Below are 19338 nucleotides of genomic sequence, written 5' to 3'. Positions count from 1 at the left end.
GTCATTGCTCTATGCGACATTCAAAAAGTGCGCTTTCAAAGTCCATCCAATCTCTTTCGTTTTGAACAATCAATTCAACTCGATTATCAATCCCTTCTTCGACATCTTGATAGTTAAATTGTTCAGGATTGAAATTAAATGCCTTCCACCCCTGATTGGTATGGAAAATTCCTTTAATCCGTCGCCAATCTTGCTGTTCACAAAGTAAATCGAGTAAATCGTAAAAGTTAAAAACCCAACGCTTCGGCATTTTCCAACCTGCAACACTATAACCTTGTGCTGTTTCTACATAGTGATACGGCAACTGTTTAATCTCGGGAAAATCTTGTTGAGTCGCTTTCAACTGTTGCTGAACGTTCAGTAAAGGCTGCTTGAATCGTTTTGTTCCGATGTACTCAAAATCGATTTGTGTAAGCTCAATCTTGCCCTGCTCCGCCATCAACCACTGCTGAGCATAAGGCTGATATTCACTTTGCAGTTTTTCAAGAGCATCTTGATCTGTTTTTTGCATTTGAGCTTGATGCGAAACCACCACAATCTGCGCCGCTTTTAATTGATCCTGATAGAGATTTTGTGCTGTCCATGCATGATCATGTAAACGCGAACCATCCAGCACCGTGATCGGCGCACGCATGTGCAGGGTCGAGTGCCAATGAGGCTCGGTCAGTTGCTCTAGTAACTGTGCTGGATGTCCCAAGCCTGTGGGTTCAATAAACAGCCGATCAGGCTTTTGTTCTGAAAGCAAACGAGACAGTGCAATTTGCATCGGTAGTTGGCTGCTACAACATAAACAACCACCGAGTAATTCTTTCACCGCATAGCCTTCCGTTTGTGGCATGAGCTGTTGATCTACGCCAATTTGCCCAAACTCATTCATCAGTACCGCCCAAACTTCATGTTCCGGTTTCTGACCTAACAAATGCATGAGCAAAGTGGTTTTACCTGCACCAAGAAAGCCCGAAATAATATGCGTAGGAACCGCCTGCGGCATCGACATCAGTTTCAAAATTTTATACCTAGCATGGAATATGATAAAAACAGCACAATAAAATAAGCCTTTATCTTAATTTAAATCACCAACTTTCTCATCTCAAATCCATGGCATCGAACACTCAGCATTCAGTTGGCTGACATTTCATTCATTTATACCCCTATTGGACAAACTTCCTTACATTTTACTCAGTACTGAAATTAGGGTTTCGCACTTAATTCGCATGCTTTGTACAGTTTATGTGAGTTTTCTAACATCCATATTGATCATTAATTCTTCATTTCCTCTCAATCTATTCACAAAAAACTTCTACTTGTTACTTAAAGCTTACTATTTTTTCATCATCTGTAGTTTTAGGTAATGTGCACTTTTCACATTGTTGCTTCGATTGAACCGCAGATATTCAGGCGATAGCATGAAGCTCAGTTCAAATTGATGTGATGATCAGTCTGAACTATTTTTATCTATAAAATATAAGGATGCCAAAACCATGAAACTTTCTCACTTAATTATTGCAACATCTTTAACAGCTGCGAGCTTTGCAACTTTTGCTGCACCTCAACAAGCGCCAGCTCAAGAAGACAAAGTTGTAGTATCAACCCAAGAAACAGCTGAAACTACAGACTTAAGTGCAAATGCACCTGCTTCGGAAGCATCAGCAGAACAACCGAATCAAGAAAAAGCCGCTAAATAATTGAAATGTTGAGAGATCCAGTGGCTTTACTCTCCTGCTGGATCGCAACAACTTTTTAGCGTCACTTGAAACCAAGATATATCCTGTCTTGGTTTCTTTTTATTTATGCATATGGGCTTTAGAAATTCGAGATCAACAGGTGCAGAAAACCAAATTTGCGTAGTTTTCCCATATGAGCTTCTATTCAAAACATCAACGTCAGACATAAAAAAAGATCCCCTATGTAGGAGATCTTTTTTTAAAACTTAACTATGCGATGTTTTTTTATAAATACTGCACGAAGGATGATGGTTCTCTTGTAAGCGCGCGACCTTACGTTGTTCTGCTGCTTCAAAACGGCAACGCTTCCAGTCATTGTCCAAATTCAATGCAGGAATTTGTTTTGGCTTACCATTTTCATCTACCGCGACCATGGTAAAGTAACAACTATTGGTATGGCGTACTGTACGCTTTTGAATATTTTGTGCTTCAACACGAATACCAATTTCCATCGAAGTACGACCGACATGGTTCACGCTTGCCAAGAAAGTCACTAACTCGCCCACATGAATCGGCTCTTTAAAATTAACTTTATCAACCGATAAGGTCACCACATAACTTCCTGAAAAACGACTCGCACACGCATATGCCACTTGGTCTAACAGTTTCAAAATGGTGCCACCATGCACATTTCCTGAAAAATTCGCCATATCAGGTGTCATTAAGACCGACATAGTGAGTTCAGACTGGTCATCCGCAGCCGCAGCAATTTGATCTAATGGGGACATCGCGTTCTCTAATTGGTAAGATAATAGGATATGTGACATTTATTATATCGGTTTTGAACGCTAAATTTGGTAACAAAACCATCATTATTATTTATAGTGATTTGACTATCATTCAAAAAAATATATATAAAGAACACTAAGCTTTTGAATCTATAAGCCTTCTTTAAATTTTAATTTATTCAAAAACATTGTCGCTGTGATATTTTCACAGAATATAAATGGCTTTTGCCTGATTGACTGTTTTTCGAGTTATAGTGATGTATAAAAGCCCATTCAAGCATTTATTTCTACATAGCGCCAGATCAATGCGTTCGCGCTTGGATATTTTGAATATTCAATTTTTGCTTATAATTTTTCTGCGCAAAAACTTTTTGAATCTGTCCTAACTGTGCAACGGTTGCATCGACCCCAGCTTGCATGGTCAACTCACGTCCGCTGACATCGAAAATATGTACTTTCTCACGCAAGTCTGGCTGAATCACAATATCTGCATTTTTCAGCTCAATTTGCGCAAGGTTCTTTTGCATAATATTGATATTTTGGTTAAACAGCCCCCAAACATTTGAGGTTTCGGTATACATCGGCTGTGCCAAGATATCGACCGCGATAATAATATCTGCCCCTAACTTGCGTGCCACATCAACAGGTACGGGGCTGACTAAACCACCATCTACATATTCATCAGCACCAATCTTGGTTGGAATAAACATACTCGGGATCGATACCGATGCTCGAACTGCTTGACCAGTATTGCCATAGTTAAAGACGACTTTTTTACCTTCTTTTAACTGCGTGGCCACCACATACATCGGGATAGGTAAGCGCTGAAGTGGAACATCGCTTACTTGCTCATTGACATAGTCTTCAACTTTTTGACCATCAAAGAAACCTTTCATGTCCAAACGGATATCGCGCACATCATTGGCTTTCATATTCAGCGCAATATCACGAATTTGATTGGCATTTTTACCGCTAGCATACAGTGAACCGACGATACTACCGGCACTGGTTCCCACGATAAAGTCGGGACGAACCCCCGACTGCTCTAAAACTTGAATTGCGCCAATATGTGCATAACCACGTGCACCACCACTCCCCAATACCAAAGCAATGATTGGGCGGTTTTGTTCTTTTTTGAGCTGTTTAAAGTTAATCTGGTTGAGTCGCTCTTGGGGTTCCCCTGAGTCAGTTTCAGCTAAAAATGCCTGACTTGGCGTTTCTTGAGCAACTTTGGGCATGCTTTGACAGCCTGCTAAAGCGAGCAATGTAAACGACATAAGGCTAAGTTTAATGTTCAACATGATTCACCGAAGTTGAGATAGAGCGAAGTTTTCCAGCAGCATAGTGTATGAAAATCAGCAGTCCATGTACTGTTGCTTTTCGTAAAAGCGTCATATTCCCCCATTATAATCTGTTTCAATTTGTCAGCATAATTCAACATGTGCACTCAGCATATCACTCAAATTTTTCTGCACTTTTTAAAATTGGGCTGCATGTCTTTTGGTGGGCCTGCTGCTCATTTGGTGTTTTTTCACCGTCATTTTGTACAGCAACTTGGGTGGTTGAGTGATGTTGAATACGCCCAGTTGGTTGCTCTCGCACAATTACTTCCAGGGCCAACCAGCAGCCAAGTGGGTATTGCCATTGGTTATCAACTCCAAGGCTACCGCGGTGCGTGCGCGGCTTGGCTCGGTTTTACTTTGCCGTCTATGCTCCTCATGGCATGTTTCGCGGTACTGGGTCAGCAGTATTTCAATCAACTCAGTGCGATGACACTACATAGCATTCAGTTGATCGTTTTTGCTGTAGTGATCTGGGCCTTTTGGCAAATGTTGACAAGTTTCTGCAAAACCATTTGGCAATATATGCTGATGTTACTTAGCACCTTGTTTCTTTACTTTGTACCATGGTCATTCAGCCAAGTTATCGTCATCTTAGTGGCTGCTCTCGTCGGTATTTATTTTGCAGCAGATTCGACATCAAAGCTTCAAGACAGCAGCTTAAAATCAAAAGTCCAAGCAAAGCAGGCTTATCTTTGGCTGATTGCATTTGTTTTGCCTTTTGTAGTTTTTATGGTGTGGCATTCATCTTCTTCACTCTTCTCACAGAGCCTGTTTAGTTTTTACCAAGCCGCATCTTTAGTTTTTGGTGGTGGACATATTATTTTGCCACTTTTACATCAGGACTTTGTTGCCAACCATATTTTATCTGCCGAACAATTTGACTTAGGTTATGCGCTGGCTCAACTCATGCCCGGCCCCTTATTTAGTTTCGCCAGTTACTTAGGTGCTTTACTGCCTTTAACGCCATTTGTTTGGCTGAATGTGGTTCTAGCCACTTTAGCAATCTTTCTGCCCTCATTCTTTTTAATATTTGCCACCTTGCCCTATTGGTCTTGGCTTATGCAGCAAGCTGCGATCCGAAAAGCCGTGATTGGGATCAATGCGGCAGTGGTCAGTTTACTGCTGTGTTTAGTGATACAAATGGGACAAAGTTATTTCAAGCATTGGACTGACTTAGTTTTTGTAATCGCTGTTATTTTACTACTTCGAACCAAACTCCCGATTTGGCTAAGCCTGATTTTAAGTTTTGCACTGTATCAGCTGTTGTTTTACTTTAGCGGCTAAATAGCCATAAAAAAGCCCCTATCAATGTAGAGGCTTTTTTAATGTGCTAAAAGATTACCAAATGTCTGATTTCACTTTGTCTTTAAATTTAGGATGGTTATCCAATTTAAACACTGGCTCTTTCACACCTTGTTTCAGCTGTGCCAAATAGTCTTTTAACAGCATCAATAAGAATGGTGTTAACAGCAAAATAGCAAACAAGTTAATGGTGGCCATAATGCCCATGAACAAATCGGCAGTGTTCCAAATGAGAGGCACACTCATCACTGAACCGAGATACACCATAATCAAAACAAAGATACGGAAGACGAACATCACCTTGGCATTGTTATTGATAAATTGCACATTCCCTTCAGCATAAGCATAGTTACCAATGACTGATGAAAAGGCAAACATGAATAAAATCGTTGCAAGGAAGTCATCACCCCAAGAACCAATTTGGCTCTCTAAAGCCATTTGGGTGAGCGCTACGCCTTCAAAGCCCGCATCATGATAAAGTCCTGATGCCAAAATAATAATCGCTGTACATGAACACACCACGAAGGTATCCACAAATACACCGACCATTTGTACCAAACCTTGGTTTACAGGGTGCTTTACATCCGATGCAGCTGCCGCATTCGGTGCCGACCCCATCCCTGCTTCATTAGAGAATAAACCACGTTTAATCCCCATCATCATTGCCATAGAAACCATCGCACCAAAGAAACCGCCCGCAGCAGCTTCAAACTCAAAAGCTTTAGAGAAAATGAGTTGGAAGATATCAGGTAAAATAGCGTAATTGATTACGGCGATATATAAAGCAACAGCCAAATACAACAAGGCCATTAATGGCACAAAACTTTCTGCGACTTTGGCAATACGTTTGATTCCGCCAAAGATAATCATCGCGGTCAGCAAGACTAAAGCTAGTCCAACCCAAGACACCACAATATGAATGCCGCCGAGTTCAAATGCCAGATTGGCTTTATCCCATCCCCATGCATGTGCTGTCGCACCTGTAATTGCATTGGCTTGTACTGCATTAAACACGAAACCATAGGTTGAAATGAGGGCAACGGCAAAGACTACCCCCAACCATTTTTGTTTCAGGCCTTGGGTAATATAGTAGGCAGGTCCACCACGGAACTGTTTATTTTCTTGGTCACGCACCTTGAACAACTGTGCAAGAGATGACTCAACAAAAGCCGAACTCATGCCTAAAAATGCAGTGACCCACATCCAAAATACTGCACCCGGTCCACCAATCGCAATTGCGATCGCAACGCCCGCAACATTACCTACCCCTACACGACTTGCAAGCCCAGTGACAAAAGCCTGAAAAGGTGTAATGCCATGATCATCATCACATTCCTTACGGCTTGATTTCATGACCTTGATGCTGTGCAAAAATAAGCGAACCTGTACTGCACCCGTAATTAGCGTGTAAAACACACCGACCGCAACAAGGAAAATCACCAAAAAGTCCCACAGAGGTCCATTCAGTGTATTCACCCACCCGAGTAATGTTTCATTTAATTGATCATTCATCTCGATATCCTAATTATTGTGAGAGACCTGAAAGCAAAAAAGCCCTAGTTTCCTAGGGCAAATTGCATTTCCAATTAGTTAAAATATTGCAAAATAGACTGAATGACAGCCACGTTAATCAAGTCTACAAAGAATGCGCCACATAAAGGCACAATCAAGAATGCCTTGTGCGAAGGACCATACATGTTGGTAATCGCCTGCATGTTTGCAACCGCAGTCGGGGTTGCACCCATACCAAATCCACAGTGACCCGCAGATAACACCGCAGCATCGTAGTTTTTACCCATTACACGGAATGTCACAAATGCAGCATATAAGCCCATCGTAATCGTTTGCGCACCTAAAATTACCACAAGCGGACCTGCAAGGTCAGCCAATTGCCATAATTTCAACGAAAGTAGCGCCATCGCAAGGTACAACGACAATGATGCATTACCAAATACATCAATCGCACGGTCAAAGATTTGAACTTTGAAAATACCTTCCAACACATTACGTAAAATCACACCACCTGCAAGCGCCCAAACAAAAGTCGGTAACTCAAGCATTGTGCCTTTCATATGGCCGGTCATAAAGTCAGCAAAAGCCAAACAGCCTGCAAACAAACCTAATGTGGTAATCGCATTATCCGCAGTGATTAAACGCACACGATGTGGATATTCAAACGGTACATATTCTGTTGAATTAATATCAGTCAGTGGCGTGTTATCACTCTTTTCAATTTGTTCATTGGTACGTGGCGTCGCCAATTGATAGCGGTTAATGAGTAACTTCGCTAAAGGGCCACCAATCAAACCACCAATAATCAAACCAAATGTCGCACTCGCCATACCCAAAGCTAATGCACCTTGGATACCATGTTTAACTTCTAAAATTTCACCCCAAGCACCCGCAGTACCATGACCACCAGTTAAGGTAATTGAACCTGCAATCAAACCAATAAGTGGGTCAATACCCAATAAAGTTGCAAGGCTAATGCCGACAAAGTTTTGCACCACAATAAATGATGCGACAGCCATCAAGAAAATAACCAGACCAATTCCGCCTTCGCGCAATTTGGCAAAGTTTGCACTTAAACCAATTGAGGCGAAGAAAATCAGCATAAAACTTGTTTGCAATTCGCTACTGGTCGTGATGCTATAGCCCCAAAGACTATGCACAACCAAGGAGATAATCGCTGCAACTAAACCACCTGCGACAGGCTCAGGAATGTTGTAGCGTTTCAAGAAACCAATTTTATTTACCAAGAAGCGGCCAAGTAACAAAACGATGACAGCAGCAATCAAGGTATAAAAAGCGTTAAAAGTAAATTCCATGACAATTGTCCATAAAGCGGATGCTTAGATTTTGTTATCTGGCTAATAAGCCACCGAATCCATTGATACTTCAAGAGATATTTCGTAAATCTGAGACAAACTCAGTCTTGCGTATGGAAATTCAGGCAACGGGTAAATTGGTAACAAACTAAGCGATCTGATGCATAACATGTTCAGTTCTACACGATGAGTAAACTGAAATAACGTAATGCCCAATAATGTTTGGACACAGATACGGTTTTTTGAAAAAAATCACAAAACCGCCCCATATTGGCTCAAAAACAACCAATAAAAGTACAATATGGGCGAAAGACCGACATTATGCAGATTTTTTATAGATAATCTTTATTTTTTTACAATAATTTCCAACTATTTCACTTATTCTTTTCTGACCTAATACTTAAGTCTATATTCAGAATGTATTTAGTCTGTATAAATTTGTCGACTAAAACAAAACAGGAGCCTAAAGCTCCTGTTTTTAAAACCGCAACTATTTCATCACATGATTAGAAGCTGTATTTCGCCATTAAGCCAACACGGTTGTCTTTGTAGCTATCCCCAGCAAAGGTATCACGTTTACCATTGATATATTCAACACCTAAGTCCAAAGGCTTAACTGGTGAATAAATGAAGTTAATCCATGCTTGGTAAACTTCTTCATTTGCAGCTGTGTTTAAACGCGCGTAATCAGTACCATCATCCGCAAAGAGTGCGCCATACGCTAAAGTCGAACGTAATTTTTCGTTGAATTTATACGTACCACCGACTTGTACACCGAATGCTTCATTTTGCTCGATCTTGCCATTCGCATTATCTACATAAAATGCAGTGTTGCTTCCGTATAAGTAGTTGCTATTACCCTGTACATAAGACACATCAGCACTGAGTTTTAACGGATCAATCACTTGATAATTTACACCAGCAGCAATACCCCAACCAGTTTTGTCATCACCAGCTGTTTCAGATTTGTATTGCTCTACCAAACCACGAACAGATGCATTTGCTTTACCATCTGCAAAACCTTGCGTTAATTTCGCAGTTAATACTGGTAAGCTATATTTCACATCTGAACTAACAGTCTCACTCGTAGTTACACCGTTAGTCGTGGTAACTTTAAGTTGGTTTGCTGAACTATTTCCTTCTTCCGCAGCAATGAATAATTTCGTTGCAGGTGCCAAATTAAAGCCATAACGTACTTGTGGAATACGAGTTGTACCGCCACCCACGTTAGTGCCGAAGTCAATCATTTCTGGTGCGTGGTTTGACAGGAAGTTAGAAGTGGTTTGACCAAACAACCAATTGTTATAAGTCAAATATGCATGACGAATACGCAGTGCTTCATTCGTTCCAGCAAAGTCTACTTCTACTTTACCGCCAAGTTTGTTGTCGCCAGCCACATTGGTATTGAAATCTAAACCTAAGCGTGTGGTTTTCGCTGTTGCACGAAGTTTGTCTTTAGTTTGGCCATTTGAGCTTGAAACTTTGTTGAAGTCGTCATCCGCACCTTCAATAATGTAGTTTGCATCGCCACGAACAAAACCATATAGGTTAATGTCTGCGCCAGACTTAGATTTGAACGAAGATAGTGAAGATTCAGCTTTTACAGGAGCTGGCTGTGCTTTCACTTGTTGAATCTGAACTGCTTGTTGTTGTTGAACTTGTTGCTGTTGTTGCATTAATGCTTTTAGCTCTGCAACTTCGGCACGCAACTGAGCGAGTTCTTGTTGTTCTTTGGTTGCAGCATGAGTTGTTGTCATCATCAGAGCAGCCACACTAAGTGCTAGGCTTTGAGCGATAAATGGCTTTTTATTGAGGGCTAAACGCATACACAAACTTCCTTTATTACATTGTTAATTGTGAATCAAAAATTCCATTTCAGTAAAATTTTTTGCACAAAAGACCACTCCGTTTTGGTCTTTTCATATGCAAAGTAATCTTATAAAGATGAAAAATCGCACATTTCGATGTTTTAAGATATGACCTTTTATTACTCTTGCCACTAAAGTCTAATGCCAGCAATTTTGAACGATAATTGATGTTATTCGCGATTGGCTTTGAAGCATCAAATTACAATTTAGACAGACTTTTGCAATAATTAAGTAACAATTCTTCATATTTTCTTAAATATAGACTGAGTTTTATTTGAGATCTATATTTTTTTCTTATAACTAAAGTCTTAGTCTAATAGATAGCCATCTATGCCCAATGATGGGTCAAAATCACACCTTTGCACCAAAAAATCCTAACTATTCAGACTATTATTGAGCATGATGAATAAAATATCCCCAAGCATGAATACACGGTTAGGGCAAAAAGATGTGCTCATAGGAAAAAAGCGTGACGAAATGCTTGAGTAGGTCTGTTATGTTCAATTTGAATGATTTCAACATCCAAAAAAATCCGCACTATACCAAGAAGCTTTTGCATATTATCCAGAAAAATGAATTTCGCCTTTTATTGAGCGCCACCGTGAAAATGGTTGGGGCTTATATGGCTTGCTTAATATTCAAAAAGGTGAAAAGCGAAAATCGCACAGCAGCAACCACGTAATGACCAATTTTTTGATGCACCTGTCGGACTATTCTTCGCAGTCAATCAAGCCTTAAACATCGGCGCGAAAATGGATATTGCCATGATGAGAAATGTCATGACTTCAGTCAAAGCACAAGGTTCAGACTCTTGTCACGAGTCGTATGGAATCACTTTTATGCTATCAATGTACAAGATGCTGAACTCGTCTGCGGCATGGCACTGGGTTATGCGGATCCTGAGCAGATCGTCAATCGCTTTATAACATCTGGCGTACCAGTTGAAGATTTTGCAGTATTCTTAAACAATGAGTGAGATTTAAAGCATTCATTTAAATAACAAAAGAGACTAAAATAAGTCTCTTTTTTTTATATAGTCACGACTTCAATTTTTAGGCTTTTTCGTGCTCAAGCTTAAACACATAATACAAAGCCAAAGCCACAAAAATAGCCATGACAATGGCCATATTCAAAAGTGCCGACCAGAGTAGAAAATTAAGAATCACACCACAAAGTAGACCACAACCAAATTGCATACTGCCCATAATCGCACTGGCCGTTCCTGCCCGTGCACCCTGCTCAGACATTGCAATCGCCATGGCATTTGGCCCTGTAAAACCGATTGCTACGACAGCGAGAAACATCCCTGCGCAAACGATATATAACGGTGCATGCGTCATGCTACCCGCTACCAACAGCAGCCCCACACCAGCCAACTGCAAAAAACTGCCTAATTTTAAGCGCTGAAAAACACTTAACTTTTGTGCCAAGCGCTTATTTAAGGTTGAGAACAGCATAATCCCAAGCGCATTGGCACCAAAGGCATAGGCAAAAACTTGCTGACTTAAGCCGTAACCATCCATCAGAATGGCAGCAGAAGCACTGATATAGCAAAAGAGTACAGCCCCAGCAAAGCATCCAACAAACATCGGGCGTCTAAAGCTCGAATCTTGCAAAATCGCGCCATAAAGGTTTAAAACTTGATTAAAGTTAAGCTTTAAACGGCGCTTCGGATCTAGAGTTTCCTCAAAGAAAAAATGTACGCAGCACAGGCTTCCCAAGCCAACGACCATCAAAAAGGCGAAAATACTATGCCAACTACTGAAACTCAGTACCAGCGCGCCTAAACTCGGTGCAATAATCGGCGCGATGGTGGTCACGATCATCATACTGGCAAATGCTTGGGCTGAGGCTTGCATATCTAAACGGTCACGAATCGCAGCACGGGCAATCACCACGCCCACACAACCGCCTAAGGCTTGTAAAACCCGAGCGGCAATGAGACTCCACTCACTGTTTGCAAACACACACAGTAAACTGGCAATAATGTAGAGACTTAGGCCAAAATACAGCGGTTTTTTCCGCCCAATTCGATCACTTACCGGCCCATAAATCAGTTGTCCAATAGCCAAGCCTAAGAAGTACGCAGGTAAGCTGTTGGCCACCATTTGTGTGCTTACCCCAAAGTCATTCGCCATTTGTGGCAAAGCGGGCAAATACATATCAATAGACAGTGGACCGAGTGCAGTCAGTGAAGCAAGTAAGAGAATCCAAGCGTTGGAATAGACCGCTTTTTCCTGTGTAGTCGACATAGGATTAATTTATGTTTTGGAAGGAGAGTTTGCAGACAAGTTTACACGCTCCATAGTATGATTTATAGCAGAGCAGGTGAAATTTCACATATTCTCATATTTGAAAATTGTCCAACCCTAAGCGACAAACAAAGGTGCCCTTTGAAAGCATGGCTGACCAGTCTAAAACAGGCTACTTATAATACAACCTTCATGTATAACCTCCGCATGGTCATTACTTTTGCAGGGACTGCTTTTGTTCCATATCTCATGGGTTTTCAACTGGCAACTATTCCGCTGACACTCGGCGCAGTTGCTGCGGGTTTAAGTGATATTGATGACCGCTTTTCCGTGCGAATCATGAATTTAATTTTTACCTATATTGGCTTTTTCATTACTGCAACGTCGATTTACTTTTTATTTCCGCATCCAATTTTATTCGCACTGGGTCTAATCGTTTCGTGTATTGGTCTGATTTTACTGGGCTCACTGGGACGTCGTTATGCCACGATTTCCTATGGTTGCTTAGTGGTTTCCGTTTACTCCATGCTCGGTGTCGGACTTTTTGACAACTGGTATACACAACCGTCTCTGCTGGTGATTGGGGCAATTTGGTATAGCGTTATTTCAACCATCAGTTTTCTGCTCTTTCCCGTTCGTCAAGTACAAGACAATCTATCGAAGTGTTATTCCTCACTCGCCGATTTTCTGTTTGCCAAATCCAACCTATTTGATGTCGATATGACAGCTAACAGCTATCAACAGAGCATGATTGAACTGTCGTTGGAAAATGGTAAATTAATTGCAATTTTCAACGACATGAAAACCGCCCTACTCACCCGTTTAAAAGGTGACCGTGGACAACGGGATACACGTCGCAGTCTGCAATATTATTTTGTGGCGCAAGATATTCACGAGCGTGCAGATTCAGCACATATTGACTATCAAAAACTGGCGAAAATTTTTCAACACAGCGATATTTTATTCCGCTTTCAACGAATTTTATCTATACAAGCCAAAGCCTGTAAGGACTTAAGCAGCAGCATTTTAAACCGTCAAACCTATACCCATAATAAGCGCTTTAAACATGCATTTGAAAACCTCCGTTTATCATTAGAAAAGCTCAGAGACGAACAACAATATGACCAAATTTGGGTCAACGCTCTGTTTTCACTGTATCAAAACTTAAAGTCGATTGATGCGCAGCTACGTAATTTAGAAACTGAACGCAATATTAAGCTCGATAAAACCAAACATATCGAAAGCCAGCTCAAAGATGATGACCTGAAAGGCTGGGATGACATTAAAGTTCGGATTAAACAACATCTCACCCCAGAGTCGGTGTTATTTCGACACGCGATTCGTCTGTCTATCGTGCTATTAGTTGGATATATCTTTGTTCAAGTCACCAACATTGAATATGGGTACTGGATTTTACTTACAGCACTATTTGTCAGTCAGCCCAATTTCAACGCAACTAAACGTCGTTTACGTTTACGTATCGTCGGGACGTTGGTCGGAATCATTTTAGGGTATGCCGTATTGTACTTTGTACCTTCGATTGAAGGACAACTTCTCGTATTGGTCATCAGCGGGGTACTTTTCTTTGAGCTTCGCAGTAAACAATACGCTCAAGCCACCGCTTTCATCACTATCTTGGCGCTGATTAATTTCAACTTAGATGGTATGGGATACGAAGCTGCCCTTCCGCGCATGATGGATACCTTAATTGGCTGTGGACTGGCATGGTTAGGTGTAAGTTTCATTTTCCCAGACTGGAAGTTCCGTCGCCTACCCCGCACAATTTATCGTTCGCTTTCCGCTCAATGTGATTATTTAGCTGAGGTAATTGAACAGTATAAGTCTGGACGTAACAACGGTCTGAATTATCGCGTGGTTCGTCGTGCTGCACACAATACCGATGCCGAAGTTGCTTCACTCATTTCAACTTTAGCCACCGAGCCCGACTTTGACCCAACGCAAAAGAGCTTGGCGTTTGAGTTCTTATGTCTCAATCATACCTTTATTAGCTATATTGCAGCTTTGGGGGCTCATCGCGAAAAAATTGACGACCCACAAATTTTAGAATTGATGGATCGCGCTTTTGACAATATCCAAGGTGCGCTCCTGCGGGATGAAATGCCTGATTTAACTGCGCAAAATATGCTACAGACCATTCGTCAGCGTTTAAGCCAAAATAATGAGGAAGATCAGAAAGCATTGATCATTTTACAACAGCTTTCCTTGATGTTTAGCATCTTGAATCAGTTCAGTCGTTTGAAGCAAAGTTTAAGCCACGAACGGGATCATGAGGCCACAGAACTGGCTTCATTATAATTTGGGTGATTTTGGAACAATATACTCACTGAAATGCTCTAAATGATGCTAAACTTTTTGCAGTTTTAAATCTGTTACTTTCACTATGACCGCGAAAAATTTATACGCTTATACTTTACAGCCTGTGACCTATGAAATCACTGAAGCTGAACAACGCGATGCTCAATTAAAAATTTGGCGTAGCACAAACAAAATTAGCATGAAAGCTTGGATCATCATGGCTGTGGTTACAGCCCTTTCGATTCTTGGCCTAATTTTACTCAAAAATTATTCAACCATCTTTTGTTGGGTCGCAATCGCCTGCGTCGTGGTTTACCTTTTAGTCCGTAAATTCGGTTTAGAATGGTATGTGAAGCGCAAAATGAATGAGTTTCCAGTTCAGGAAATTAAAGGCATTCGTTTAGGTGTACAACCTCACGGTCTGATTATGCGCCAGCAAATGGGCATGCAAGAAGGTGTCGGTGCAATCGGTTGGAAAGACATCTACGAATGGTACAACACACCTGAGTTTTTGTTGATTAAATTCAAAGTGAAAGGCCAAGAAGGTGCATACATTCTGCCAAAACGCATGGATAGCAAAAACTTCTCGTTTAATACGATTCGTAAACATTTAAAAGAAACAGTCGGTGAAGCGCAGCCACTTTAAGTCCTGCTTTCTCTTCTGTAAAAAACCTCCAACTTTTGGAGGTTTTTTTATATCCTAAACTCTCGAATATAAATGATAATGAGAATAAATATTAATTTCTAAATCCATATTATCTTCTCAATCTTCAGGTATAATTTGCGCACAACAAATCGCTCACCATTAAGTATCGCCATGTTTAAAAAAACATTTTTCCAAGTGCATTGGTTTTTGGGAATCACTGCGGGTCTTATCTTGTCGCTTATGGGCGTCACAGGGGCCATCTATTCTTATGAACAACAAATCTTAAAATGGATGAACCCAGACAGCTATACCGTTCAAGCAATACAAAACAATAAATTAACCCCTGCTGAGCTGTATCTACATTTCCAAAAACAAGATCCTGCCATCAAAATCAATAGTATTACGATTGCTCAAGAGCCAACCACTTCAAGTACAGTCAATATCGAGAAAGAAGGCGCACGTCGTGGTTATAACATGATGGTGAACCCGTATACTGCTGAAGTCTTACCCGAAGTTAAAGGCCGTGAGTTTTTTAACTTTATTCAACAGTTACACCGTAATTTAACTGTCGGTCCTGTCGGTAAACAAATTACTGGCGCTTGTACCCTCATGCTTATTTTTTTTGTATTGAGTGGCCTGTACTTACGTTGGCCCAAACGTCATTCCATCAAACAATGGTTTTTTATTAAATCTAAATTGAAAGGACGCAACTTCATTTGGGATTTGCATGCTGTTGTTGGTACTTGGGTGGTGATCTTTTATCTGATCTTGGCCTGTACAGGACTGTACTGGTCTTATGATTGGTGGCGCGATGGCATGTTTAAAGTCCTCGGCGTTGAACGCCCACAAGCACAAATGCAAGAAGGACCCCGTCCAAATACTGGTGCAGCTCAAGGCCCACGTGGCGAACAGGCTGGTGCTCGTGGTGGAGAATCACGTGAGCAAGGTCGTGGCGGGCCACAAGGTGAGCACGCTGCACGTGGCGAACGTGGGCAAGGCGAACAACATGGCGAGCGTAAAGGCTTATCTCCTGAACAAGTGCAAATTGCTTTAACCCAAACATGGACAGGATTTAACGCACAAGTTGGTCGAGACTATTCAACCCTGACCCTAAATATTCCGAAAAAGCCTGACGGTACACTTGAGCTTTCATTTGTAGATGCAATTCCACAGCATGAGCGGGCGAGAAACTCAGCGGTCTTCAATTATCAAACTTCACAAATTGAAAAAATGGAGTTGTATGAGCAGAAGAAGCTGAATGAAAAAATCATGAGCAGTATGCTTCCTGTGCACCGTGGTAGCTTCTTTGGCCCAATTTATCAATTCTTTGCCATGTTTGCATCACTGATGATGCCACTGTTCTTTGTAACGGGTTGGATGCTGTATCTCAAACGCCGTAAGCAAAAGAAACTCACCCAGCAAGCCCGTGGTGGAGCGTTGAATGTTCCAGTTGATCCACATGCGAAACCATGGCTCATTGCCTATGCAACTCAAACGGGTGTTTCTGAACAAATTGCTTGGCGTACTGCAACCAGCTTACAAGAAGCAAGACAACCTGTAAGCGTTAAAGCTGTGCAACACTTAACACAGGATGACTTAAAAGCTGCTGAGCAAGTGCTTTTTGTTGCAAGTACTTATGGCACGGGTGAAGCACCTGACTTAGCCAGTAGTTTTGAAAAGAAATTTTTAAATACAACTTTGGATTTGTCACACCTTCACTATGCCGTTTTGGCTTTAGGCTCTCAAGAATATCCTGATTCCTATTGTAGTTTTGGACATCGCATTGATAGTTGGTTAAAAGCCAATCGCGCACATGCTTTGTTTGCAACCATTGAAGTCAACAACGCAGATAACAATGATATTCAACGTTGGAACAGTGCTCTTGCCTCTGCAACCAAACTTGAGCTTCAAGCCATGAACATTGACAAAACCTTTGATCAATGGAATTTGGCACAACGTGAAGTACTCAATCCAAATAGTGTCGGAGCACATGCTTATAATATTGAGCTAAAAACCAACTTCGATGCAACATGGCAAGCGGGTGATATTGCTGAAGTTCAACCAGGTAACAGCACAGCACGTATCCAAGCCTTTATGCAGAAGCATCACATTGCAGCACAGAGCATCGTTGAGTCTTTAGCCATTTCCATTGAGCAAGCGCTTTGGGATAAAAACCTCAACACAGAGATTGAGCCTTTTGCCAATTTGGAACATTTACTGGAACAGTTGAGCCCTTTACCTACACGTGAATACTCAATTGCAAGTGTACCGACTCAACAAGTGTTACGTTTAGTCGTGCGCCAACAGCAAGATTCAGCAGGTGAACTGGGCTTAGGTTCTGGTTGGTTAACCCAACATGCCGAGCTTCAGCAACCTATCGCACTACGTATTCGTACTAATGAATCATTCCATTTGATCAATGACAACCGTCCTATCATTTGTATTGGGAACGGTACAGGTATCGCTGGTTTAATGAGTCTACTCCATGCACGTACCCGCCTAGACTATACGCAAAACTGGTTGATCTTTGGTGAGCGTCAACGTGAACATGATTTCTTCTATCAAAGTACGATTGAAGCGTGGCAAACCACAGGCATGCTACAACGCTTAGATTTAGCGTTCTCGCGAGATCAGGCAGAGAAAGTCTATGTACACCATAAACTGCGTGAACAAGCCACTGAGCTTAAAACATGGGTTGAAAATGGTGCCGTAATTTATGTCTGCGGTAGCATTAATGGTATGGCGAGCGATGTCGATGCTGCCCTAATTGAAATCTTAGGCGAAGAAAAATTAGATCAACTCCGTCAAGAAGGTCGTTATCGTCGCGATGTTTACTAAACACTAAGTCTAAATGAAAAAACCGAGCCACAGCGCTCGGTTTTTTCATGCGTAAATTTGCTAGAATCATGCAAACGATAACCCACAAGCCTATATGCAAAAATCAAAAAGAGTCATTAGTTTTATTATCGGGTCATTACTGTTCGCAGACGGCTTGTATTTTGTTTTACAACTACGCTTTAATTTTGGCACCCTCTTGCCCTTATTGATTGGACTAGGTCTAATCATTTATGCACTGGCTTATCCTAAACTTATCGCCTATATTCAAACCAATACAATCAGACAATCAATATGGCGTTGGGCTTGGGCGATTTTCTTTGTTTGGGTTTTTAGCTTAGTCATTTTCTTCGTCTTTTTAGGGTTTTCAAATCAACAAAATACCCCTCATGCTGCACCCGCTATTGTAGTTCTTGGGAGTGGTCTGAAGCATGGCAAACCGAGTCCAACATTGGCCAGCCGTTTAGATCAAGCGGCAAGCTATGCCAAACACCATCCCAACAGTATTATGGTCGTCAGTGGCGGCCTCTCCTTTCAGCAAAAAAATAGTGAAGCTGAAGCAATGCGGCAGTATCTGATTGATGTACAGCATATCCCAGCACAACGTATTTACACCGAAGATCAAAGCACCAGTACTGAGTTAAATTTGATCAATAGTAAAAAGATTTTAGCCAAGCAGCATATTTCTCTACAGCAACCGATTGCTATTGTGACCAGCGATTTTCATATCCCTCGTAGCCGGGCTATAGCCATACGTCAGGGTTATCAAACGCCCATCATGATCAGCGCTCAGACACCTCTTGCCACTCGCTATAATGCATGGTTACGTGAATATTTTGCGTATTGGAGTGGTTGGCTACTCAATGAATACTAAAATGGGATCATCTTGAATTAATGGAGGCGAATTGTCCGTGGCGATGGTAATTGTAATTGTTTAAATAATTCAGGCTTCTGCATTGAAAATTGATATAAATAGTTTTTGATATCTAATAATAATTTTTCTGGTGCAACCAAGACATTCTGCCCTTCTGGGCTTAAATTCATCGAGACCGTGGTTTTTTCTGCACGTAAGAATGGAATCACTTTTTCGACTAAATCGCTAAGACCAATACTCTGGATTTCGTAGCCTGCCCAATTATCTTTCACTAAAAGCTGTGCTAAACCTTTACTCTGCCACATCGCAAATGAACGTTGACCGGTTGGCGTAGCACATAAAGCCCAGCCATCTTGGTATAAGGCAATAACATGGCCTTGATGCACGATAGTTTCGATAAAAAGACGATAGATTTCAAGAGGATCGTAAGCAATATTTTGATTTTTAGACGCAGCTTTGCGTTGATATGGGTTTCTCATAAATCTGTCATATTTTAAAATTATTATTGCACAGAAGTGTATGAAAACAGCTTGAGATAAGCAAGGTTTTTACGATAAGGGAATATGGTGGGCGCTGACGGGATCGAACCGCCGACATTCTGCTTGTAAGGCAGACGCTCTAC

Annotated in this window: 15 protein-coding genes; 7 read left to right on the top strand and 8 right to left on the bottom strand. The window is 41.3% G+C overall.

Annotated features, from left to right (window positions below):
* Nucleotide 1: 1 nt before the first annotated feature.
* Complete coding sequence (locus tag PTT44_RS07930) at nt 2-1006, bottom strand: CobW family GTP-binding protein (RefSeq protein WP_216076704.1); 1005 nt, start codon at nt 1004-1006, stop codon at nt 2-4.
* A 475-nt stretch (nt 1007-1481) separates the two neighbouring features.
* Between PTT44_RS07930 and PTT44_RS07925 the strand changes: the two genes are divergently transcribed.
* The gene (locus tag PTT44_RS07925; RefSeq protein ID WP_004694446.1) at nt 1482-1685 is read left to right on the top strand and encodes a hypothetical protein; all 204 of its coding nucleotides are present in this window, start codon (nt 1482-1484) and stop codon (nt 1683-1685) included.
* Nucleotides 1686-1930: 245 nt separating this feature from the next.
* Here the strand turns inward: PTT44_RS07925 and PTT44_RS07920 are convergent, their stop codons facing one another.
* A complete protein-coding gene (locus PTT44_RS07920; protein WP_058869179.1) occupies nt 1931-2452 on the bottom strand; it encodes an acyl-CoA thioesterase in 522 nt (173 codons plus the stop codon).
* 302 nt (nt 2453-2754) lie between these two features.
* On the bottom strand, nt 2755-3753 hold the full coding sequence (locus tag PTT44_RS07915) for a patatin-like phospholipase family protein (RefSeq protein WP_168158353.1): 999 nt from the start codon (nt 3751-3753) through the stop codon (nt 2755-2757).
* Between the two features lie 138 nt (nt 3754-3891).
* On the opposite strand from PTT44_RS07915, the gene chrA reads away from it, so the two are divergent.
* The gene (gene chrA / locus PTT44_RS07910) at nt 3892-5079 is read left to right on the top strand and encodes a chromate efflux transporter (protein WP_168158354.1); all 1188 of its coding nucleotides are present in this window, start codon (nt 3892-3894) and stop codon (nt 5077-5079) included.
* 54 nt (nt 5080-5133) lie between these two features.
* Here the strand turns inward: chrA and PTT44_RS07905 are convergent, their stop codons facing one another.
* The 3 genes from PTT44_RS07905 to PTT44_RS07895 all read right to left on the bottom strand — a co-directional run bounded on the left by PTT44_RS07905 (nt 5134) and on the right by PTT44_RS07895 (nt 9751).
* Nucleotides 5134-6609 carry an alanine/glycine:cation symporter family protein gene (locus PTT44_RS07905; RefSeq protein WP_168158355.1) on the bottom strand — a complete coding sequence of 492 codons (1476 nt, stop codon included), beginning with the start codon at nt 6607-6609 and terminating at the stop codon, nt 5134-5136.
* A gap of 74 nt (nt 6610-6683) precedes the next feature.
* The gene (gltS, locus tag PTT44_RS07900; protein WP_058869175.1) at nt 6684-7925 is read right to left on the bottom strand and encodes a sodium/glutamate symporter; all 1242 of its coding nucleotides are present in this window, start codon (nt 7923-7925) and stop codon (nt 6684-6686) included.
* A 506-nt stretch (nt 7926-8431) separates the two neighbouring features.
* On the bottom strand, nt 8432-9751 hold the full coding sequence (locus PTT44_RS07895) for a DcaP family trimeric outer membrane transporter (protein WP_168158356.1): 1320 nt from the start codon (nt 9749-9751) through the stop codon (nt 8432-8434).
* Between the two features lie 853 nt (nt 9752-10604).
* Between PTT44_RS07895 and PTT44_RS16590 the strand changes: the two genes are divergently transcribed.
* Nucleotides 10605-10769 (top strand): hypothetical protein, encoded by a 165-nt coding sequence (locus PTT44_RS16590; RefSeq protein WP_168158314.1) that lies wholly within the window; start codon nt 10605-10607, stop codon nt 10767-10769.
* Nucleotides 10770-10845: 76 nt separating this feature from the next.
* Here the strand turns inward: PTT44_RS16590 and PTT44_RS07885 are convergent, their stop codons facing one another.
* Nucleotides 10846-12045, bottom strand: coding sequence for a multidrug effflux MFS transporter (locus PTT44_RS07885; RefSeq protein ID WP_273795607.1), 1200 nt, complete (start codon nt 12043-12045; stop codon nt 10846-10848).
* 141 nt (nt 12046-12186) lie between these two features.
* On the opposite strand from PTT44_RS07885, the gene yccS reads away from it, so the two are divergent.
* The 4 genes from yccS (at nt 12187) to PTT44_RS07865 (ending at nt 18716) form a co-directional block, all read left to right on the top strand.
* Complete coding sequence (yccS, locus tag PTT44_RS07880; RefSeq protein WP_168158358.1) at nt 12187-14361, top strand: YccS family putative transporter; 2175 nt, start codon at nt 12187-12189, stop codon at nt 14359-14361.
* A gap of 85 nt (nt 14362-14446) precedes the next feature.
* Nucleotides 14447-15007, top strand: coding sequence for a YcxB family protein (locus PTT44_RS07875; RefSeq protein ID WP_004981126.1), 561 nt, complete (start codon nt 14447-14449; stop codon nt 15005-15007).
* Nucleotides 15008-15178: 171 nt separating this feature from the next.
* On the top strand, nt 15179-17845 hold the full coding sequence (locus tag PTT44_RS07870) for a PepSY domain-containing protein (RefSeq protein ID WP_168158359.1): 2667 nt from the start codon (nt 15179-15181) through the stop codon (nt 17843-17845).
* Between the two features lie 94 nt (nt 17846-17939).
* Nucleotides 17940-18716, top strand: a complete 777-nt coding sequence (locus PTT44_RS07865) for a YdcF family protein (protein ID WP_168158360.1) — start codon at nt 17940-17942, stop codon at nt 18714-18716.
* A 17-nt stretch (nt 18717-18733) separates the two neighbouring features.
* On the opposite strand, the gene PTT44_RS07860 is transcribed toward PTT44_RS07865, so the two are convergent.
* Nucleotides 18734-19195 carry a DUF2750 domain-containing protein gene (locus tag PTT44_RS07860; RefSeq protein ID WP_004981136.1) on the bottom strand — a complete coding sequence of 154 codons (462 nt, stop codon included), beginning with the start codon at nt 19193-19195 and terminating at the stop codon, nt 18734-18736.
* Nucleotides 19196-19338: the final 143 nt, after the last annotated feature.

Origin of the sequence: Acinetobacter sp. Gutcm_16, assembly GCF_028649355.1 — a bacterium.
Taxonomy (GTDB): domain Bacteria; phylum Pseudomonadota; class Gammaproteobacteria; order Pseudomonadales; family Moraxellaceae; genus Acinetobacter; species Acinetobacter johnsonii.
Note: the sequence above shows the minus strand (reverse complement) of the source record. Positions and strands in the feature narration are given on the sequence as shown.